Raw genomic sequence first — 23,173 nt, 5'->3', positions numbered from 1 at the left:
TTTCGCTCTTTTTTAATTTATGGAGGTAATAATGAAGTTAGTAATAGCAGAAAAGCCAAGTGTAGCAGTTACAATTGCAAAAGTAATTGGAGCAAGAACAAGAAAAAACGGATATTATAAGGGGAATGGATACATTGTTTCTTGGTGTGTAGGTCATTTAATTCAAATGGCAAGTCCCGATAAGATAGACGAAAAATGGAAGAAATGGACGATAGACACTCTTCCTATAATTCCAGAAGAATATATTTATGAAGTATCTAAAAGCACTAAGAAACAATATGGAGTTTTAAAGAAACTTTTAAACGATAAGAATATCGACACAGTAATAAATGCTTGTGATGCTGGTAGAGAGGGAGAACTTATCTTTAGGCTTGTATATAATCAAGCTAAATGTAAAAAGAAGATTCAAAGACTTTGGATATCTTCAATGGAAAACAAAGCTATTGAAAATGGCTTTAGAAATCTTAAAGACGGAGAAAACTTTGAAGATTTATATAGATCAGCAAGTGCAAGAGCCATTGCAGATTGGCTGGTAGGAATGAATCTAAGTAGACTTTATTCTTGCATTTACAAGGAAACATATTCAGTTGGTAGAGTACAAACACCAACTCTATATTTAATAGCTAAAAGAGATAGTGAAATAAACCTATTTAAGAAGCAAAAATATTATACAGTTGACCTATCTTATAAAGGATTGAAACTTGTATCTGATAGGATTGATAAAATTGAAGTTGCAGAGCAACTATTAAATCTACTAGAAGATGAAATAGTTATTACAGAGGTAGAAGATAAAGAAATAAGCACAAAACCAGATAAGCCTTATGATCTCACTACCTTACAAAGAGAAACAAATAAATATTTTGGGTATTCAGCAAATGATACTTTAAATCTGGCACAAGGTTTGTATGAAAAAAAGCTAATCACATACCCAAGAACAGATAGCAGGTATTTAACCGATGATATGGTTACTACTATGAAAGAATTATTAGAAGGACTTGAAGAAGGTTTTAAAATCAACGAATCAAACTTTAAGTCTATTTTTAATTCATCTAAGGTTACAGACCACTATGCGATTATTCCTACTATATCAGGTATTGGAAAAGCCAAAGATTTATCTGATAGAGAAAGTAAAATCTATAATCTAATCAAGAATAAATTACTTGCTTCATGTTCGGATAACTTAAAGGAATCTAGTAGAAAAATCAGATATGAATATGATAAATTTAACTTCAATGCAAGTGGCAAGACTGTAATCGATGAGGGTTATACCAAGTATCTAAAGCCTTATGGAAAGGAAAGACAAGAAAATGAATTACCAGATGTAAAGACTGGAGATAATATTAAGCTCACTTCTAAAAACATATCGGAGAAATTTACCAAAGCTCCAAGTCATTATAATGAAGATACACTTTTAAAGGCTATGGAGAGTGCAGGGATTGAATCACTGGATAAAGATATAGAAGTAGAAAGAAAAGGCTTAGGAACACCAGCTACAAGAGCAGGAATTATTGAAAATCTTATCCATAAGGACCTTATAAGAAGAGATAAGAAAAATCTACTTGTAACAGAAAAAGGCAATAGACTTGTATCAATTGTAGAGGATAAGTTTAAGTCGGCAGAAACAACATCTGAATGGGAAATGAAACTTGCAAAGATTAGCTCTGGCGAAGTAGATAAAGAAGACTTTTTAAGAGAAATAGAAGATAGTATAAGGGAGCTTGTAGATAGGTACAAGAATAATCTAAATGAATAAGGTAAAAATATTAGAGCTTTTCGGTGGCATAGGTGCTATTAGAAAGGCTTTTATTAATTTGAAGATACCTTATGAAGTAGTTGATTATGTAGAAATAGATAAGGCTTGCGTTAAATCATACAACGCAATTTATGGAGAAGATTATAAGCCAAAATCAGTAGTAGGATATAAAGCTCCTAATGAAAAGATAGACTTAATTATGCATGGAAGTCCTTGCCAAGACTTTTCAAGAATTGGAAAAAAGCAAGGAGGAGTTAAAAATTCAGGAACTAGATCAAGCCTACTATTTGAAACAATTAGAATAATTAAAGAAATGAAAGATAAACCTAAATGGATAATTTGGGAAAATGTAAAGGGAGTCCTTGATAGAAATATGAGGGACTCCTTTTTTATTTATCTAAAAGAGCTAGAAGATCTTGGATATGAAAGCAAATATGAAATCTTAAATGCAATGGACTTTAGGATACCTCAAAAAAGAGAAAGGATATTTGTTGTTTCATGTCTTGGAGCAAATAACTTTTCTTTTAATAAATTGGAGAGAAAAGAAACAAGACCACTAAGTGAATTTTTAGAAAAGGATGTAAGTGAACTTTACACAATGACCCAACCTTATATGCTCAAATTTTTAAATAAAGGCATAGATAATAGTTTTAAAGGGCGACTAAAAGTGATTAAAGATTTTTCTTATACTATTTCTACAAAACAGATGAGAGTACCTAATTCTGGAATAATAGATATTGGAAATGGTCAGTATAGGTATTTAACAGAAAGAGAATGCCTAAGACTTATGGGTTTTTATGAAAGTGATATAGATAAACTAGAAGAAGCACATCCAAGAAGAAAGAATTGTACTTCAAGCAAGCTATATAAGCAGGCCGGTAATTCTATTGTGGTTGATATTTTAATGGCTATTATAAAAGAAATTTATAGAATGGAGGTAGAAAATGCAAGTAAATGATTTTAAGAATATACAAGAAGCAATAAAGTATGAAGTTTTGCAAGATGAAAAAGAATATTTAAAGCTCTTAAAAGTTATAGGCAATAATCAGAAATATGATTTTTCTAGCCAATTAAGTATATACAACAAAGAACCTGAAGCTAGAGCTTGTGCGACTTTTGACATGTGGAAAAAATATTTTGGCAGAGTTGTTATGAGAGGTCAAAAGGGTATTCCAATTTTAGTTGGAAGTGATGTAAATCAAAGAATTTCATACATTTTTGATATTAGACAGACCACATCAATGGATAGGAATATTAATGAGGTTAGCTTATGGCAATTTGACCACGAAAACCATAACGAGGCTTTAAAAGAAATAATAAGAGATTCTTCATTTGAAGCCAGTGATTCACTTAATGAAAATATATTTTCTTTGAGCCGAATTTATGGAGATGAATATATTAACTTAGCTCTTGCTGATTTGAGAATAGATATAGAGGATAGACTGAGTTTTGAAAAGTTTATGAGGGACTCAATATCCTATGCGGTAGCTAATAGGTTTAATATAGTCTATCCTATGGATATGGAAAATTTAAAAAATAATTTTTTGAGGATTAATACAATTTCTTTAGAACAGATAGGTCTTGTAATATCAAGGGTTAGCGAAGATATTATAGATAAAACAATAGAAAAATCTAAGGAAATGGATCGTGCTAGGCTGCTGACAGAAAGGGCCGGTGGCGACTATAATAGAGATATAGAAAATATAAATGAAGATAGAGGAGGTCAAAATGATTTATATAGACGAGATGATAGGTCAAGAAGTAGAGATGGACGAGTTTTCACAGATGGAAGCGACAGAGGAAATAGCGATGAAGATCGAAGAGAAAACCTTGGACATGATGGAGAAGGATCTGGAATTTATGGAGAGATTTCCGAATCCGACTTACGCAGTTCTAAGACTGTCTTACCTAGTAGGGAGCGAGGATATGGAGAACTGGAAGAAGCTTCAGGAAATGTACGAGGAGAAAACACTTTTGAACCATCTGAAGGAAATTCAAAATCAGGCAGTGTACTTTATCAAGAGAGAGAAAGTCAAAATGATGAAAGCACAAGGATTGACAGAGAAGATGAAAAGAGAGAATCCAGAGGAATACCAAGGACAGATGAACAACTTGATGGCAACAGTGAAGAAAATGGCAATCAAGGAATACGTAGAAGCTTAGAAAATGAAATAAGCCAAGAAAAGGAAGCTGATGAAGCTTCTTTTTTTGATGGCAAAAACACTGAAAATAGAGAAGATTACTGGATTGTAGAATTTAATGAAAACCACGAATTAGTTCCTGATTATAGTGGACAGATAGTAACTAAAGATTTAATCGATATCCTAAGACAAAAAGATATAGATGTTAAGGACCATAATCAAACTCTTGGAGAAAATGAATTTGGAGAAATGACTGATGATTATATCGGATATTTCAAATTCTATTTTGACCACTATGTAGACGGCGAAGTTGTCGAACACTATAGGATTGACCTTGGTGATGGTGAAGAAGTGAATGAGCGTGAATTTTCATATTTAGAAGAACAAGTTGCACTAAGTGAGGAAAAATCATTACAAGAAGAAATTAAGGAAAAGATAGAGCCTAAATTTAAGATAGGGGATCAGGTTAGATATAAAGATAAGGACTTTACTATTACAGATTTTGATGAACTAAGTGGAGGACTTAAAACTGTCACTATCAGAGATAATATGGAATATATGGGAGGTATGATTAGGGGTTCGGAAGTAATTCCATATAGAAACGATTCATACCTTGAAGAAATCTTTGAAAATCTAAGTCAAACATCAGAAAAACTAGCAGTAAAGGTTGGTAAGGAATTTATTTTAGAAGATGAGAATATCTTTGATGGAATTAACTTAATTGAAACTGGAACTAAGGTAGAAATTAATGAGGAAGAATATCCTTTATATAAGGGTGAAACATTTGAAGAAAGTAGAAAGATTGATGAGTTTTTAGATAGTGGAAATTATGAGATACACAAATTATCTGAATATGAAAAACAAATTGAAAGACAAGTAGAACAAGAAAGCTTTATTGATAACTATAATCCCGAAATTGACCAAATGATGGATAGGTACAATGTCCCAAGAGATTCAGCTGAAAACTTATTGAGGGGAAAAGAAGATTTAAAAAATCTAGGCTATGAACCTAACAAGGAAAGATTAAGTTTTGCTAGAAATTATGACTTGAAAAATCATATTTACTCGGAATACCTAACACCATCAGAAAGGCTAGATAAAAATATAAAAGCTATCAAAATGCTAAAAAGACTTGAAAATGAAAATAGGAGTCCAAGAGAGTATGAACAAGCCTATCTTGCTGATTATTTAGGTTGGGGTGGTCTTGCCGATGTCTTTGATGAAGAAAAAGGAGGGCAATGGCTTGAAGCAAGGAATATTTTAAAAGAAAATCTAACAAATGAAGAGTATTTGAATGCTAAAGAGTCTACCTTAACATCCTTTTATACACCTAGAGAGGTAATGGATGGAATATATAAGACTCTAACAGATATGGGATTTAAGACTGGGAATATCCTTGAACCGTCTGCAGGAGTTGGTAACTTCATTGGTAATATGCCAAGTGAAATACGAAATTCTAAAGTCTATGGAGTAGAAAAAGATAGTCTAAGCGGAAGAATAGCAAGAGAACTTTATCCTGAAGCTAATATTCAAATTAAAGGTTTTGAAGAAACAAACTTCTCAAATAACTTTTTCGATTTAGTAATTGGAAATGTTCCCTTTGGAGATTTTAAAGTTAACGATCGTGAATATAACAGAAATAACTTTCTGATTCACGATTATTTTTTTGCAAAGTCAATAGATAAGGTTAGGAATGGAGGAATTATTGCCTTCATAACTTCATCTGGAACTATGGATAAAAAAGATGAATCTGTTAGAAAATATATTAATGCAAGATGTGAGTTTTTAGGAGCTATGAGGCTTCCTAATACAACATTTAAAGGACTTGCTGGTACAGAAGTTACTTCAGATATTATTTTCTTAAAAAAGAGAGATTCAGTTATAGAAAGAGATGACGATTGGATACACCTAGAAACTGATAAAAAGGGTTTGACTTACAATAAATACTTTGTAGATAATCCTCAAATGGTATTAGGGGATATGAAAGAAGTATCTGGTAGATTTGGAAATACTATTACTTGTGATGAAAAAGAAGACGAAAATCTAAAGGATTTAATGGATCTTGCAAGTAAGGAAATATCTTCAAATTCAAAATATGAAGAGGTCGAACTATTGGAAGATGAAGAATTAAGTCTTCCAGCAACAGATGATGTTAAAAACTTTTCTTACACTATTATTGATGAAGAGGTCTACTTAAGAGAAAACTCAGTCTTAATTAAGCAGAATATATCAGATAAAAACAAAGAAAAGATAAAAGATTACCTTGATGTAATGAATGCTTTAAAAGATGTAATAGAAAAACAAAAGGACGATTTTTCTGATGAAGAAATAAAAGAATCACAAGCAAAGTTAAATGAAGTCTATGATAACTTTTCAAAGAAACATGGCTTTATTAACTCCCTATCAAACACTAGAGCCTTAAAGGAAGACTCGAACTTTCCTTTGGTTTCATCAATAGAAATACTTGATGATGAGGATAATTTCAAAGCTAAGAGTGATATATTCTCAAAAAGAACAATAACAAAGGCAAAAGTAGTAGACCATGTAGACACTTCCCTTGAAGCTTTAGTCTTATCAGTTTCACAAAAAGGATATGTAGATTTTGAATATATGGAATCTATCACAAGTAAAGATAGGGACACCTTAATTGGTGAGCTTGAAGGCGAAATATTTTTAGACATTAAGGACACAGACCTAATTAATAACAGAATGCCCTTTGAAAACTTTAATAATGACGATCCATTTCATTTTTCATATGTATCGGCTGATGAATATTTAAGTGGTAATATCAGAGAAAAAATTGGCTACCTCAATTCATATATCGGAGAAATTGAAAATGTAATAGATTTAGCACCTTCTGAAAAGAAAGACACATTATTAAACGAGTTAGGAAAACTCAAATACCAAAGAGAAAAATTACAAGAAGTTATGCCTGAAGAACTCACTGCTTCTGATATAAATGTAAGGTTAGGAGCAACTTGGATACCTCAAAAAGATATAGAAGACTTTACTTTTAACCTTTTAAAAACACCAGGTTATGATAGGTGGAATATAAATGTTAGGTTCTCGCCACACTCAAGTGAATGGAATATTGAGGGTAAAAGTGTCGACTCAACTAATGACCTTGCTAACATGACTTATGGTACAAGTAGAGTAAATGCCTATAAGCTGATTGAAAATGCTCTTAATCTAAAAGATACAAAAGTATTTGACCAAATAATAAATGATGATGGGTCTAAGACTTCTGTATTAAACAAAAAAGAAACTATGCTAGCAAGTCAAAAGCAAGAACTGATAAAAGAAGAATTTAAGAATTGGATATTTGAAGATCCTGATAGAAGATATAGGCTAGAGAAGATTTATAATGAAAAATTCAATTCAATTAGAAATAGAGAATTTGATGGTTCTAACTTAACTTTTGATGGAATGAATACTGAAATTAGACTTCGAGAACATCAAAAAAATGCAATAGCTAGGACTCTTTATGGTGGAAATACACTACTTGCCCATGTAGTAGGAGCAGGAAAAACTTTTGAAATGGTAGCTTCTGCTATGGAATCTAAAAAGTTAGGACTTGCAAGTAAATCATTATTTGTAGTTCCTAACCATCTAACTACTCAAATTGGTAGGGAGTTTATGCAATTATATCCGTCAGCAAATATTATGGTGGCCGATAAAAAAGACTTCCAACCTAAAAATAGAAAAAGATTTATTGGCAGGATTGCAACGGGAGAATATGATGCAGTTATTATAGGACACTCTCAATTTGAAAAAATACCAATGTCTAAGGAATACCAGGTAAGGCATATACAAGATCAAATAGATGATATAGTTTCCTTTATTGATGAGAACAAAAGAAATAGAGGAGAAAATTTCACAGTAAAACAACTGGAAAAGACAAAGAAGAAACTCTTGGTAAGACTTGAAAAACTAAATGATGACTTTAAAAAAGATGATGTAATAACCTTTGAAGAACTAGGAGTAGATAAGTTATTTATAGACGAAGCTCATAATTACAAAAACTTATTCTTGCATACTAAAATGAGAAATGTTGCGGGTATCGGTCAAAGTGAAGCCTTTAAGTCTTCAGATATGTATATGAAATGTAGGTATATGGATGAAATGACAGATGGAAAGGGAGTTGTATTTGCTACTGGTACACCGATATCAAATTCAATGACAGAGCTTTATACAATGCAAAGATATCTTCAATATGACGATTTAAAGGCAAGAGGATTAGAACATTTTGACGCTTGGGCTTCTACTTTTGGAGAAACAGAAAACACCTTTGAATTATCTCCAGAAGGCACTGGATATAGGCAAAAGACAAGATTTTCGAAGTTTTATAACTTGCCAGAGTTGATGTCTATGTTTAAAGAAGTAGCAGATATAAAGACTTCAGATATGTTAAATTTGCCAGTTCCTGAAGCAAATTTTGAAGTTATTAAAACAAAACCTACTGAAGAACAAAAAGAAATATTAGAAGCTATTTCAGAAAGAGCTGACGCAGTTAGAAATAACCAAGTAGAACCAACAGAAGATAATATGTTAAAGATTACAAATGATGGTAAAAAACTTGCCCTTGACCAAAGATTAATAAATCCACTACTACCCGATGATCCTAATTCAAAGGTAAATGTATGTGTAAAAAATATCTTTTCGATCTGGGATAAGACAAAAGAAAATTCATCGACACAATTAGTATTTTCAGATATGTCTACACCAAAAGGAGATGGAGAATTTAATATCTATGATGATATTAGAAATAAGCTAGTGAATATGGGAATACCTAAAGAAGAAATAGCCTTTATCCACGAAGCAGATACAGACAAACAAAAAGATGAATTGTTCTCTAAGGTAAGAAGGGGAGAAGTAAGAGTATTATTAGGCTCTACTCAAAAAATGGGTGCAGGTACTAATGTACAAAACAAACTAATAGCCTTACACGATTTAGACGTCCCTTGGAGACCGTCTGACCTAGAGCAAAGAAGTGGTAGAATTGTTCGTCAAGGCAATGAAAATGATAAGGTAAATATCTTTAGATATGTAACAGAGAATACCTTTGATGCTTATTTGTGGCAGACAATAGAAAATAAGCAGAAATTTATATCCCAAATTATGACAAGCAAGACACCTGTGCGTGTTGCAGAAGATGTTGATGAAGCAAGTCTATCTTATTCAGAAATTAAGGCTTTGGCTACAGGCAATCCTATAATTAAAGAAAAAATGGATTTAGATAACGAAGTTACAAAGCTAAAAATGCTGGAAGCAAACTACAAGTCTAATAAATACAAGCTTGAAGATAAGGTAAATAAAATTTATCCTCAAAGTATTTTAAAAACTGAGATGGAAATACAAGCGGTCAAGGAAGATATTGCAAGTATTGAGAAATTAGGAGAAGAAGACATAAAATTCACTTCAATAAGTCTTGGTGGAAATAAGATTTTAGATAAGAAAGAGGCTGGAGAGAAGCTATTAGAAGAAATAAAAAAGGTAAAGATAAATGATAGTAAGGTTATTGGTAAATATAGAAATCTAGATTTACAAGTTTCGTATAACTTTATGACTAATACTCACACTTTTAAACTCCTAGGAAAAGCAGAATACTTCGGAGAGTTTTCAAACTCTACTGATGGTAATATAACAAGACTTGATAATGCAATTGAAAAAATGCCTTCAAGACTTGAAAGGTTAAATCAAAACCTTGAAAACTATAAAGAATCTTTAGAAAATGCCAAAGTAGAATTAACTAAACCATTTGAAAAAGCAGATGAGTTAAGGGACAAGACACTAAGACTAGCTGAAATTAATAAACTTTTAGATATGGGAGAAGTAGAAGAATTAGAAAATCAATCACCACTATTAGAAGATTTAAAAAGGGCGATAGTTGATTATTCTAACTACGAGTTTTCAGAATCTAATAACTATGAAGACTTTGACAAACTATACCCTGATTTAAGTCATATAGGACTTGCCTATACAGAAACACCTGATGGTAAGCATTCTATTCAATATGAAGTAAATTTGGAAGAAAAAACATGGACTCAGTATGTAGATAATGTAGCTATTAGAACAGAATCTTTTGTAGAGGAAGATATATCTAATTCACAAGCTCTTAAAGATATGACTGAAGCCATAAAGATGTCAAGTTTTGATGATCTGGTATCAGTAGATGAAGAAGATTTAAAACAAGCTTTAGGATTAGAAATAGATGATGATGGAAACTTCTATGATCCGCTAGCAAAAGATCTTGACAATGATGGAATACCAGATAGGTATGACAATGATTTTAAAGATAGTGATTACTTTGAATCAACCTATGATGTAGAGGATAATCTACACGCAAGTGAAGATAAACCATCAATATTGGGACAAATATCAAAATTCAAATCTGAAGAAGAAAAAGATAAAAATCAAGAAAAAAACGAAAAAGGACAAGAAAGATAGAGGAGGGCGAAAGGCTCTCCTTATTTAATACAAGGAGGAAATTATGGAATACAAAGGTATTAGAGAAAACTTAGAAGAAATGATGAATGATAACTACAAGGATTTTATAAAAGCACTTGTGAGCATAGAAAAAGGTGTTAATGATGAAAAGGCACTTGAAGAAGTCTATGTTTTATATATGAACAATGACACAACAGGTCTACTAAGTGATGACTTTAACTATATGATTGATGATATGAAAGAACAAGGTAAGATTGTTGAAAATGTCAGTGATATTGAAGAAAAAGATGATCTTATTAATCTTGTCGGTAATATAGCAGGCAAAGTAGAAAATCTTGAAAGAGAAAATGCAAATGGAGAAAAGTTTAAAGTAAGTAATTTTTCAATTGTTTCAAAAGATGACGATGGAAATAAGGTATATACAAATTGTTCAGCCTATGGAGATAAGACAAAAGATTTAAAGGACTTAAAACAAGGAGATTTTGTTAAAATCTTCGGACAAGTAAAAACCAGTATTGACAACAACGGAAAGGAACATAAAAATATTCGTATTTTGTCTTCTAAGCTATTAAAAGCAAAAGAACAAGTAAAGAGTCAAGACAAGGATAAAAAGTCCATAATAGGGCAAATAAAAAGCTTTAAGACAAACGATAAAACTAAATCTAATAAGAAAAATCATAGCAAAGGCACAGAAAGATAAATATCGGCAGTCTTCGGACTGCCTTTATTTTTTTGTTCAATTTAACGCAGTAAATCATATAATTGAAAGGAATCTGTGTTATATGCTATAATTAGGTAGTTAATCTATACCTTTAGAAAGGTAAAATATAGTATTGGAGAATGATATGGGATTTTCATATAACAAATTATGGAAGTTATTAATAGATAAAAATATGAAAAAAACAGACTTACAATGTGCAATAGCAACAACTCCCAAGACAATAGCCAAGATGGGAAGAGATGAAAATGTAAGTTTGGAAACATTAGGAAAGATTTGTGAGTATTTTCAATGTGATATTGGGGATATTATTGAATATAAAAAATAGAGTTGAGGCAAATAGTAAATAAGATTCTTACTTATATTTGTTATTTTCATCAACGGTATTTGGAAAATCTATTGATTTTAAAAAGCTGGAAGAAGAACAAACTAATTGTAAAATTTAAATAACTTTTTATCAAAAAAAGTTTGGAGGTTAAAAATATAATGTGGAAAGATAGTGAATCAAAAATTGACTATATAGATTTTGAATATATAGCAGATCTAGTAAATTATATAATTTTAGAAGATAGTTTACTACCAGCAAGTATTGGGGTGTATGGAGATTGGGGCAGTGGAAAATCAAGCATTATGTCAATAAGCCAAAAAAGGTTGCAAGATGAAGATGATAAGGCTTTGATTGTTAATTTCAACGCATGGTTGTTTGAGGGTTACGATGATATTAAAACAACAATTATTAACTATCTTTTAGACTCAATAGAAGAAAAGAAAAAGTTGGGAAATACAGCAAAAGAAATCTTGCAAGGATTGAGGAAAAGTTTGTTAAATATAAACTTAATACCAGTCATATCAAAAGGTTTTTTTGCTGCACTGTCTACATTTAGTACCAATCCCTCTGCAAGTAAATCAGAATTAATCCTTGGTCAGTCTGAGAATATAAAAGAGTTTATTAACACGGTTAAAGATAATTATATTGAAGCGACATCTGATGAGAAAATTAGAAATGAAATATCAATGTTCAGAGAAAAGTTTGGAGAGTTAATTGATACAACAGACATTACCCGTGTAGCAATTTATATAGATGAAATTGATAGATGTTCTACTGATACGATTTTAGAGCTTTTTGAGGCGATGAGACTATTTATGTTTTCTGGTAAAGTAGCTTTTATATATGGAGCAGATGAAAGGCAAATTGCTTATGCAATAAAGCAAAAATACTCGGAAGATATATCGGATAATGGTTCAAAAATAGATATTGGTAAAGAATATTTAGAAAAAATCATTCAATATCCTGTGCGTATTCCTAGAATGAATGTTGCTGAAACAGAGATTTATATAACATTATTATTAAGCGAGAATATAGTAGATGAAGATGAGTTTTCATCATTAAAAATGGATTTAATCAAACAATATAGAGAAAAATTATCAAGGGTATCTTTACCAGAAGAAAGCAAAGACAATGAACTTATAGTTAAAAATTTTACATTAGCAAAAAGGATAGCAGAACTTTTAAATTCGGGATTAAATGGTAATCCTAGACAGTTTAAAAGATTTTTAAATGAATTTGAATTAAGAAAAAGAACTGCTGAATTAAAAAACATTGAGATTGATGATCAAGTTTTAGTTAAGGTAATGGTCCTTCAATATGTAAAACCATCGATATTTACAGATTTTATTCAGCTACAACAAGAGAACAAATTAGATGAGATTTTGAGCTATTACCAAGAGATTGAGAATGAAAAAGAATCTGATGAAGATCAAAATATTAAATCTAAAGCAAACAATCTAAAAAAAGAGAAAAAGATAGATAAAAAATGGAAAGATGAATGGTTTGAGCAATGGGTTAGAATAGAGCCCAATCTTATAGATCATGATCTCAAACCTTATTTCTACTTATCACGTAATAAAGGGTTAGACTCAATTACATTCGGAAAAGCATTATCTAACGATGCTGTTCAAGTTATTAGAGCTTATTTATCAGGGAATGACATTGCTAAATTAAACGCTGAGGAAAATATTAATAATCTTTCTTCTGTCGAACTTAACTTAATAGTTGAGCAACTTTCTGAAGAGTTTATTAAACAGCCTGAAGATAAGAGGTTAGGCGTATTTAAAGGTTTAATCGATTTAAGCACTAAAAGAAATGAGTGTGCAGATTTTGTAGTAAGAAAAATATCTGAGTTGCCTATAAATTATATGACTAAACCAATGAAGATGTACGCTAATAATCTAATAGATTTAGAAATACCAGCAAGTAGCGAAATGAGCAAAGTTGTTAATAGTTGGAATGATAAATAAAGATGGAGGTATGTATTGGGTACATCAAGTTCTTTTAAAGGTAAAAAAGGAAATGCATTATTACCAAATGACTTTTTACAAGAAGATAACAATAACGATGATAAAGACAATAAAAAAGATTTAGATAAACCGAATTGGACATCAGCCAAAACATCCATGAGTAAATATATTTCTTCTGGTGGGAACATTGGAAGTTCGAAGAAAGTTGTCAGTAATTATATTGGGGCAAATGGTGGAGCTAAAGCTTTCTCATCAAGGCAAGGGATAAGTTCCGCAGGGAATAATTTTTCTAATTTATTGAGTAGTATAACAAAAAATGGATTTACTACTACGATTGCTTCATTAGGAAATCAATTTATAAATAAATCCACGGTAGAATCTATATCGCTTTTGGCAAATTATGTAGTAGAAAATTCTATATCAAAAGATGATATAGCTATAAGGAGTGCTACAGTAAACACTTTGGAAGAAATGAACTTATTGTTAGGTGACAAAGATTCTTTAACTGAAATTGAATCAAAATACTTACTTCAGTATTTTACTAGGGAATTAATTTGGCAATTAATGTTAGTTGATTACGGATATTCATTTGAAAAAAAGGGAAGCAATATTCAAGAAGCTATTAGGATTGAAAGAGATATTAAGGAATATATTCAAGCTTGCGTTGAGGTGGGATTTAATTCATATAAAGATAATTATTTCACTGAAGATTCATTTAATAAGATTTTAACTTCTTGCTTAGAGATTATGGAGGAATAAAATGAGAATATATTGTACAAATGAATCAATTGATAATATTCCTGAAGGATTTGATGAAAAACTAGATATAACAAATAAAAAAGATATTGGCTTTAATTTCTGGGATAATTACATTAAGTTAGAGAAAGATTTTTCAAAATTAGCCATTGATTTATTATATTTATCGATTTTTGTTTTTGTAGCTGATCGAATAGTAAAAAGAGATACTCAAAATGATGGTTGGACTAGGACTATCAAACTAAATATTCCTGTATCTGACATTGATTTTTGGAACTCTCAAAAAGTATTAGTAACTGATATGTTGAATTTTTTAAGTGGTGACAATTGGACTTTTGAATTTAGACCTAAAACTGTGTATCAAGAGCAAATATACTATTCATCTAAAAAGTATAAAGAGTTGAATAAGAGGAGCTATGACAAAATTTGTATGTTTTCAGGTGGTTTAGACTCTTTTATAGGAGCAATAGACTTGCTTGAAGATTCAACCTCTTCAATATTACTAGTTAGTCATTATGGCGGAGGAAAAGGAACTAAAAGCTATCAAGATGATATTTTTAAAGCTGTAAAGAATAAATATAAGTTAGATGATAGAGATCAGGTGCAATCATATGTTGTTGCTAAGAATGGTAAAGAAGATACAACTAGAACAAGATCTTTTATGTTTTTTTCGCATGCAATTGTTTATGCCTCAGCTTTTGGTAGAAAAACTCAGCTATATATCCCTGAAAATGGTTATATCTCTTTAAATGTTCCTTTATCTGGATCAAGGTTTGGGAGCAGCAGTACAAGAACTACACATCCATACTACATGAAAAAATTACAAACTTTAATAAATAATATGAATTTAGATATTAGAATCATTAATCCATATCAATTCAAAACTAAAGGTGAAATGATGAAAGAGTGTAAAAATAGTAGCTTCCTAAAAGAGCAGTATGTTAATACTATGTCTTGCTCACACCCAGATAATGGTAGATTTAAAAAAGAAAAAACATCAAAACACTGTGGAGATTGCATCCCTTGCATAGTTAGAAAAGCAGCTATAATATCAGCTTATGGGAAAGATGAAACGGAGTATAGACATAAAAACCTAGAAAAATCTGAAGCTGGAATCTTAAACAGAAATGCTTTTTTACAAATGCTTGAAAAGCATAATCCCAAAAAAGCGGTATTTGAGATACAGAAATCTGGTCCATTAACAGATAACTTATTTGAGTTTGCAGACGTTTATAATAGGAGTATAGAAGAATTAAATAAAATATTTAATGAGGTAGATATGAATGAAGTTGATTGATTTTCATTGCCATCCAGATTTATATAATGACAATTTTAAAATGTTAAACAATGGTAATAAAATAGTTTTTATGACAAATTTACCAGTTTTGTTTGAAAGATACTATCCAAAATATAAAGATTCTAAAAATAATTTTTTAGCTTTAGGCTATCATCCAGAATTGATTGAAGAGTACCCTAATTATTTTGAAAAATTTAAACAAAATTTGTATAAGACAAGGTTCGTAGGGGAAATAGGTCTAGATAATTCTGAAAGAAATAAAGAATCTTTTGAAAAACAACTAAGAATATTTCGAGAAATAATGGATGAGTGTAATAAAAGTGATGGTAAGATTATATCAATTCACTCAAGAAAAGCTGAAAGTTCTATATTTGAAGAATTAATTAATAACAATAATATATACATTCTACATTGGTACACAGGAACTCTTAAAAGACTCCTAGATGGTATGATGAAAAATCAAAACATATATATATCTGTCAATTTAGATATGACAACAACAAAAAAAGGTGCTGATTTAATTCACAGTGTACCTATAGATAGAATTGTTTTAGAAACAGATGCTCCTTTTACAAAAGAAAGTAAAAAAAGATATGATTATAAAATATTAGAAGATACTATTGCTCAAATAGCAAAAATAAAAAAATGTAATTTAGAAGATGTTACTATTCAAATCCAAGCTAATTCAAAGAAGATATTAGGATAGGAAGTAGTTACCTCTCTACTTCCTTCCCATAATAATTTTCATAGTTTTTTCTATACTGAACAAGGTCAGAAAATTGTTCTTTATTCAAAGAATACTCTTGCATAAGGGTGTTCTTTTTTTCTTGCAATTTATCGAGGTTTGCTAGTATTTCTTTTGTGTTTGGTAGTTTTTTATAGTTTTCTAAAATTTCTTTAGCAGCTATTTTGTAGACGGAAAGTTCACTATAATATTCTTCTGCAAATTGTTTATCCTCAGGATTTTTCTTGTGGTATTTATAGATTTCACGATACTTATTTATAGTATTTATATTTTCCATATCTTGAGATAGACTCTTCATTTCAGCTTCAATTTTCTTTATTTCATCTAACAAGTCTTGTCTATCATCTGCAGATTTTTTAATAAGATCATCGAGTTGTGTAATTGAATTAATTCCTTGTTCTCTAAGTTTAATTATTGAATCAGCCATTGTTTTGATATTGTGTTTTCTTGCCCAAACTTCATAACCTTTAGAAGATTGTACTTTTTCATTAGTAGATATATCAATAACATTTCCCACTCGTTTTTTAGTAGGATTAGCTTTGTTTTTAATAGCTAAATCTATTCTTTCTTTGATTTTCTCTTCAGTATAATCTTCACCGATAGTCTTAGCTCTTGTAAATCTTTGCTTATCTTTATGACGAAAAGCAATATGTTTACCAAACTTAATTTCATAATCAAGAGACTTCATATTTTCTAAAAACTCTTCCCACGATTTAGACTTATTAATCATTCTATCTATATCAAATTGCAGTTTAGACTTCCAAGAATTTCCTTTCTTATTTTGGTCATATTCGTACCAAGATTTACCAGCAGTTTTGTATTTTCTTTTGTAAGCTTCATAATATTCATCAATGACTGAAAGCTTATTTTCTTTACATAATTCGTCACTTTGATACCTGATTTTATGGTAAGTTTTTTTGTTAGATTGGTAGCATTTACCAGTCTTGTAATTAACATTATTAAAAATAATATGGTTATGGATATGCCCTCTATCTATATGAGTTGCAAGAACAAATTCATAATCTTCTTTTAAAATTTTCTTACATAATTCCATTCCAATTTCATGAGCTTTTATAGGATCAACCTCTCCTGGTAGAAAAGATTGGATTAAATGTCTAGCTAAGACTGTACCTTTAGTATCATTGTCTTCTCGTGTTTTCATAAATTGAATATGGGCAGTAGATGGATAACATTTAAATGAAGATACCAAGACTTTTTCATTAGTTTTTTCACTCTTAGTTATATAATCTATTGCCAAATTTAGAGTTGATTTTATAGGATGTATTTTTGTAATTGCCATATTAGTCACCATAGCTTTCTTTTGATTTATTAAGAAGTAGGGAATGGATCTGCCATATTTTTCTTGATAATTTTTCTATTTCTTTATTCATTGCTTCAATTTCATTTTTGTATATAACACCAGTTGTATTAGTTGCTTTTGCAATCTGGTTTATATTATTTGTTGCATTCGAAAGTAGCCATTGTAGGTTTCTAAATGGTTCTAAATCTACAACATAAATCTCTTTTTCTAATACACACTTTCTAAGAAAGTGGGACATAGTTTTACAATTAGCAAGTTTCATTTTCTTTTCAAAGATTTCTTTTTCTTCATCTGTTAAATATATTTTTAGTTGATTATTTCTTTTTCTATTATCCATAGTATATCTCCTTATCATAAAATATTGGGGTCTTAGGGTTCTCCCTAACAAGGTAAAATTGATAAAAAAAGAAGCAGTCCATAAAAGTTCTGCTCCATCAATTTTTAGTAAGTGGGTACTCACTTACTGTGCTTGCTATTAAAGTTATAAGCGTTAAGCGTTTATTAGGTTTTATTAATTATACCGCATTTAAAAAAATTAATAAAGAAGTATAAGCGAAGCTATTGACAATGATTATCAGTTCTGATACAATAATACCGACAAGAGTGTCGGTTTGGAGGTTATTTATGAAATGAAAATGGAAGCTGATGAAAGAAAAAAGCAGATTAGACAAGCAGCTATTAAAGTCTTTTTGGATAAGGGATTTAGAAATACAGTTATGAATGACATTATGGAAGCTACTGGGCTTTCTAGAGGTGGCTTGTATCATCATTATGGTTCTACGCATGAAATCTTATACGACATTATGATGGAAGGTAATTTAAATAGAAAAGATATTGTTCAAAAATCAAGTTATGATGAAGGATTAATATTAAGTCCACAGTTGTTTTCAAGAATGATTATAGACAAGATACTTGCAGATAATGATTATGTAAAGCTTTATGTTATGTTTTTATGTGAGTTAAAAGAAAATGATGATTTGAAAAAACTATATGTGAAAATAAAAAAAGAGTCCATACAAGTATTTAAAGAATTGTTTTCTACTTTGTTTAACGAGTTACCTTCTGATGAAACATTTGAATTTATGATTAATATTATGAATTCTGGATTGATGGCTTGCGAAATTTTGAATGCACGTGAGAATTTTGTAAAAAATAAGATATATCTAACTGAAATGATAGAGACTTATTTTACAAATGTAATGAAAAAAGATGATGAAAGGAGTTAAATTTATGGATCTATTAAAAAAATATATTAAGAGAAATAAAACACCATATTTTATTTCTGTCTTGTTTGCAATACTTGGAGTAATTTCAAATCTTTTTGTATATATTATTCTAAGTAAGATGATTATATCATTAATTGATGGTAGCCAAGATTTTTATTACTATATAAATAAAATTTTCTTTATACTTTTATGTCTTATAATCAAAGAAGTGTTTATGTTTTTGTCAACAATGATTTCTCATAAAACAGCCTATAAAATAATACGAGATATAAGAAAAAGCCTTATGGAAAAATTATTTAATATGCCATTAGGAGATATATTGAATGAATCTACTGGTAAGTTAAAAGACATAATTGTAAATCAAGTCGATAATACTGAAACAACATTGGCTCATATGATACCTGAGATGACAGCTAATTTAGTCGGACCTATAATATTATTTGTTTACATGTTAGTTTTAGATTATAGACTAAGTTTAATATCTTTAATTCCATTAGTTATTGGTGGATTTTTTATGACAGGGCCGATGAAAAGAATGAAGGTAAAGTTTCCACAAGCAGTTAAAATTGGCCAAGATATGAATAATTCCGTGGTTGAATATATAAATGGAATAGAGGTTATTAAAACATTTAATCAAGGCGAAAAATCTTATAGAAAATACAGGGACAATGTGTATAAAAAGGCAAATTACTATTATGATTGGATGGGAGAAAATACAAGAGACTATGCGATAAGTATGTCTATTGCTCCAGTTGGTATTTTGACAATTATACCATTTGGTTTATATTTCTGTATGAATGGTTCACTAGATGGTGGTGTATTTTTAACATTGATAATCCTTTCTTTTGGGACTATCCAAAATATTATGAGAGTAATGACTTTTGAAGATGATATTGGAAGAATGTCAACTATTTTCGAAGAGATTAAAAATATACTTTCTGCGAGAGAATTATCTCATAAAAATGAAAATTTGGATATAAAAAATTATAATATAGAGATAAAAAACGTAGATTTTTCTTATGAAAAAGATAAGCAAGTCCTAAACAATATAAATATAAATATAGAAGAAGGAAGTGTGAATGCTTTAGTAGGCGAATCGGGTTCGGGAAAGTCGACTATTGCAAAACTAATTTCAGGATTTTGGGATGTAGATAGTGGTTCTATAAGTATAGGAAATGTAAATATTAAAGATATGTCCCTTGAAAAGTTATCTACTGTTATTTCCTATGTAGCACAAGATAATTTTCTTTTTGATATGTCAATTAAAGATAACATCAGAATAGGAAATAAAAATGCTAGTGATGAGGAAATAATTGAAGTATGTAAGAAAGCAGCCTGCCATGATTTTATAATGAAGTTGTCAGATGGATATGATACAAGAGTAGGAGAAGCTGGTAAACATTTGTCTGGAGGAGAAAGGCAAAGAATATCAATTGCAAGAGCTATGATAAAGAATGCTCCAATAGTTATTTTAGACGAGGCTACCTCTTATATCGATCCTGAAAATGAAGCCTTGATTCAAGATGCAATATCAGAGCTTGTCAAAGGGAAAACTCTAATTATAATTGCCCATCGTTTAAAGACAATAACAGATGTAGATAATATATTTGTAATTAAAAATGGAGAACTTGCATGTAAAGGGAGTCATGAAGAGCTTTTGAAGGAATCAAAAGATTATCACAATCTTTGGGAAACTGCCTTGAAAGGAGAAGAAAATGCTTAGTGTTTTTAAAAAAATATGGAATTTTTCTATTGAAGAACAAGTGTATCTAAAAAAATCAATCTTTGCTAATTTTTTCGGTTCTATTTTTAATGCTCTACAATTTGCAGCCATTTATTATGCGATTTTTGGGATAGTAAACAAGGATATAAGCATTAAAACAATAGGAATATCAAGTTTATTTTTATTAATTAGTATAGCCGGAGTAATTATTTCAAAAAATTCCTCTATGCTCAAACAAACACATGCCGGATATTTTATGGCTGGACACAAGAGAATTGAATTAGGTGAAAAAATAAAAAAAGTTCCCATGGGATTCTTCTCAAGTTTAAGTTTAGGAAATTTAACAACTATTGCGACTACTAACTTAGATAATGTAGAGACTTGGGTTCCAACTTTGTGTATTATGGTTTTCGGTGGCATGCTTAATGCTATTGTTTTTATCTTATCCTTATTTTTGTTTTCTTATAAGGTAGGTATTGTAGCAATAGTTGGTTCTATTGTATTTTTAATGATCATTGCTCGTATGCAAAAAAGGTCAAGTAAAAATGCAGATAAGATTCATGAGATTCAGGTATCACTTACCAAAGAAGTCTTATCAACATTGCAAGGAATGCAAATTATAAAATCATATAATCTACGAGGAAGTAATAATAAAAAACTTGACAAGAGCTTTGATAGTGCTAGTGAATATTCTTTTGATTTAGAAAAAACTATAATGCCATATAGTTTATTAGCTAAAATCATAATAGCTATAACAATTTGTTTGATGTTGTTTATTTCAATAAAATTATATTTTGTTGAAAATGGTCAAATAGTTAATACTATTATGATACTTATAGCAAGTTTTGTAATATTTGATGGGCTTATAACATCTGGCTCTGCTATGGCTATGCTAAGAATGGTTGAGAATGCAATAGATTCTTATTCTTATGTAAATGATATGGAAGATATGAAAGAAGGAAGTATTACAGAGCCAATAAAAAATCATGATATTGTATTTAAAAATGTCAGCTTTTCTTATGATGATAGACAAATTTTAAAAAATGTATCAGCAGAGATAAAAGAAAATACTATGACTGCCATTGTCGGACCATCTGGATCTGGTAAAACAACATTTTGTAATCTAATAGCAAGATTTTGGGATGTAAATTCTGGAGAAATTTTAATAGGTGGAAAGAATATTAAGGACTATAAGATAGAAAACCTTATGAATTCAATTTCCATGGTATTTCAAGATGTATACCTATTTGAGGATACAATTGAAAACAATATAAAATTTGGAAAACAAAATGCGAGCCATGAAGAAGTAGTTCAAGCTGCTAAAAAAGCAAGGTGTCATGAATTTATAGAAGCTTTACCAGATGGATATAACACTATCATTGGGGAAGGTGGAGCAAGTCTATCTGGTGGAGAAAAACAAAGAATCTCCATAGCCAGAGCCATGCTAAAAGATGCAGACATAATTATTTTTGATGAAGCAACAGCAAATATAGACCCAGAAAATGAAGATAAACTTAAAGAAGCAATAGAATCATTAACAAAAAATAAGACAGTAATAATGATTGCTCATAGACTAAAGACAATTAGAAATGCTGACCAGATTTTAGTCTTAAAAGATGGAGAAATAGTAGAACGTGGTAATCATGAAGAACTGATTAAAAATAATGGACTTTATTCTGACCTTATCAATGCAAAAACTAAGGCGGAATCATGGAAATTAAATAATTGATAGGAAGAAATATTTAAAGTCTCTGAACATGAAAAATATTTAGAGCAGGTGGACAAGAAAAACCACTTGCTCTTTTTTTCGTTCCTAAATCAATATGGGAATTTTGAAGATAATCTAGAAGATAAAAATGTTGATGTAGAAAAAGTTGTAGCTACACCAATGATGATTGAAGCATAAAAAATGTATCAACCATTACCCTTTAAACAGGATTTAGGTTGATACACAAAATTATTTACAGACCCTGTTATTGTGTAATTAAGACTATAAGCGTTAAGCGTGCTTATTTATAGTAAATAAAATTATACCATACTCAGAATATAATTTCAGGGCACTATTGACAAAAGTATAAGAAAATGATATTCTTTATTAAAGAACGAGTGTCGGTCAATAGGTGGTGAGGTTTTGGCAAAGAGAAATGTAAAGGATCCAGAAGAAAGAAAACAGGAGCTTATAAACATAGCATCCAGACTTTTTGAAAAGTATGGGTATGAGAAAGTTTCTGTTAGAGATATTCTCGCAGAAGTTAATGGAGCGCCGGGAATGTTTTATTATTATTTCAAATCAAAAGAAGATATTTTCTTGGCGTGTATGGAAACATACTTTGATAAAAAATTAAAAAATAAGTTAGGTATCCTTCAAAACAAGGAAATAGATTACGAAGAAAGAATAAAGATTTTTAGAGAACTCATAGTAAAAGATATCAGTCAATTTACAACAAGATATAATTTTTCAAAAGAGAATTCAATTACAGATAACTCTTACAGGCTATGGGAATTGATTCATTACATTGGGAAATTTATAGATGTCTATTCAGAGTTTATAATTGAAGGAATAGAAAATAAAAAAATAGAAAATAATATGGGAATAAATAGAGGAAATGTGAGAAGTTTTGCAGCTTTTATTTTATACGGAGCTGTTGGAACAATATATAACGACTATATTATTAAGGGAGAAAACAAAACAAATTCAAGTGAAGCCTTTGGAATAATAAGCGAACTATTTCAAAGACCTCATTAGAG

14 protein-coding genes and 2 pseudogenes are annotated in these 23,173 nt (G+C 30.1%); 14 read left to right on the top strand and 2 right to left on the bottom strand.

All coding sequences use genetic code 11. The features are described from left to right. Window positions 1-31 precede the first annotated feature (31 nt). The 9 genes and pseudogenes from L6651_RS03160 (at window position 32) to L6651_RS03120 (ending at window position 16,116) form a co-directional block, all read left to right on the top strand. Window positions 32-1,753: a DNA topoisomerase 3 gene (locus L6651_RS03160; protein WP_237036594.1), complete on the top strand. Its 1,722-nt coding sequence runs from the start codon at window positions 32-34 to the stop codon at window positions 1,751-1,753. Beyond that, complete coding sequence (locus L6651_RS03155) at window positions 1,746-2,711, top strand: DNA cytosine methyltransferase (protein ID WP_237036593.1); 966 nt, start codon at window positions 1,746-1,748, stop codon at window positions 2,709-2,711. The genes L6651_RS03160 and L6651_RS03155 overlap by 8 nt, the downstream gene beginning before the upstream one ends. Then, window positions 2,698-8,889, top strand: a pseudogene (locus L6651_RS03150) (Eco57I restriction-modification methylase domain-containing protein); the annotation flags it as partial. The gene L6651_RS03155 and the pseudogene L6651_RS03150, both read left to right, overlap by 14 nt. Before the next feature lie 1,495 nt (window positions 8,890-10,384). Beyond that, a complete protein-coding gene (locus L6651_RS03145) occupies window positions 10,385-11,041 on the top strand; it encodes a DNA-binding protein (protein WP_237036591.1) in 657 nt (218 codons plus the stop codon). 145 nt (window positions 11,042-11,186) lie between these two features. Beyond that, entirely contained in the window at window positions 11,187-11,387 is a 201-nt protein-coding gene (locus L6651_RS03140; protein WP_035112633.1) for a helix-turn-helix domain-containing protein, read from the top strand. A 158-nt stretch (window positions 11,388-11,545) separates the two neighbouring features. After that, window positions 11,546-13,357, top strand: coding sequence for a KAP family P-loop NTPase fold protein (locus L6651_RS03135; protein ID WP_237036590.1), 1,812 nt, complete (start codon window positions 11,546-11,548; stop codon window positions 13,355-13,357). Window positions 13,358-13,372: 15 nt separating this feature from the next. Then, complete coding sequence (locus L6651_RS03130; RefSeq protein ID WP_035112631.1) at window positions 13,373-14,116, top strand: hypothetical protein; 744 nt, start codon at window positions 13,373-13,375, stop codon at window positions 14,114-14,116. A gap of 1 nt (window position 14,117) precedes the next feature. After that, window positions 14,118-15,410 (top strand): Qat anti-phage system QueC-like protein QatC, encoded by a 1,293-nt coding sequence (qatC, locus tag L6651_RS03125; RefSeq protein ID WP_237036589.1) that lies wholly within the window; start codon window positions 14,118-14,120, stop codon window positions 15,408-15,410. Then, a complete protein-coding gene (locus L6651_RS03120; RefSeq protein WP_035112629.1) occupies window positions 15,397-16,116 on the top strand; it encodes a TatD family hydrolase in 720 nt (239 codons plus the stop codon). Before qatC ends, L6651_RS03120 begins: the two co-directional genes overlap by 14 nt. A 7-nt stretch (window positions 16,117-16,123) precedes the next feature. On the opposite strand, the gene L6651_RS03115 is transcribed toward L6651_RS03120, so the two are convergent. Further along, complete coding sequence (locus L6651_RS03115) at window positions 16,124-17,455, bottom strand: relaxase/mobilization nuclease domain-containing protein (protein WP_237036041.1); 1,332 nt, start codon at window positions 17,453-17,455, stop codon at window positions 16,124-16,126. A gap of 1 nt (window position 17,456) precedes the next feature. Then, window positions 17,457-17,813, bottom strand: a complete 357-nt coding sequence (locus tag L6651_RS03110; protein WP_002836960.1) for a plasmid mobilization protein — start codon at window positions 17,811-17,813, stop codon at window positions 17,457-17,459. A 292-nt stretch (window positions 17,814-18,105) separates the two neighbouring features. Here L6651_RS03110 and L6651_RS03105 point away from each other — a divergent pair, with 292 nt between their 5' ends. The 5 genes and pseudogenes from L6651_RS03105 to L6651_RS03085 all read left to right on the top strand — a co-directional run bounded on the left by L6651_RS03105 (window position 18,106) and on the right by L6651_RS03085 (window position 23,171). Then, window positions 18,106-18,702: a TetR/AcrR family transcriptional regulator gene (locus L6651_RS03105; RefSeq protein ID WP_002837004.1), complete on the top strand. Its 597-nt coding sequence runs from the start codon at window positions 18,106-18,108 to the stop codon at window positions 18,700-18,702. A 4-nt stretch (window positions 18,703-18,706) separates the two neighbouring features. Continuing rightward, complete coding sequence (locus L6651_RS03100) at window positions 18,707-20,425, top strand: ABC transporter ATP-binding protein (RefSeq protein WP_002836940.1); 1,719 nt, start codon at window positions 18,707-18,709, stop codon at window positions 20,423-20,425. Then, entirely contained in the window at window positions 20,418-22,154 is a 1,737-nt protein-coding gene (locus tag L6651_RS03095; protein ID WP_002837021.1) for an ABC transporter ATP-binding protein, read from the top strand. Before L6651_RS03100 ends, L6651_RS03095 begins: the two co-directional genes overlap by 8 nt. Before the next feature lie 9 nt (window positions 22,155-22,163). After that, window positions 22,164-22,328 (top strand): annotated as a pseudogene (locus L6651_RS03090) (sigma-70 family RNA polymerase sigma factor); the annotation flags it as partial. Between the two features lie 228 nt (window positions 22,329-22,556). Beyond that, the gene (locus L6651_RS03085; protein WP_237036588.1) at window positions 22,557-23,171 is read left to right on the top strand and encodes a TetR/AcrR family transcriptional regulator; all 615 of its coding nucleotides are present in this window, start codon (window positions 22,557-22,559) and stop codon (window positions 23,169-23,171) included. Window positions 23,172-23,173: the final 2 nt, after the last annotated feature.

It is taken from the genome of Mediannikoviicoccus vaginalis, assembly GCF_928097925.1.
GTDB classification, from domain to species: domain Bacteria; phylum Bacillota; class Clostridia; order Tissierellales; family Peptoniphilaceae; genus Mediannikoviicoccus; species Mediannikoviicoccus vaginalis.
The sequence above is the reverse complement of the archived record's forward strand: the minus strand, read 5'-3'. Positions and strand labels throughout refer to the sequence as shown.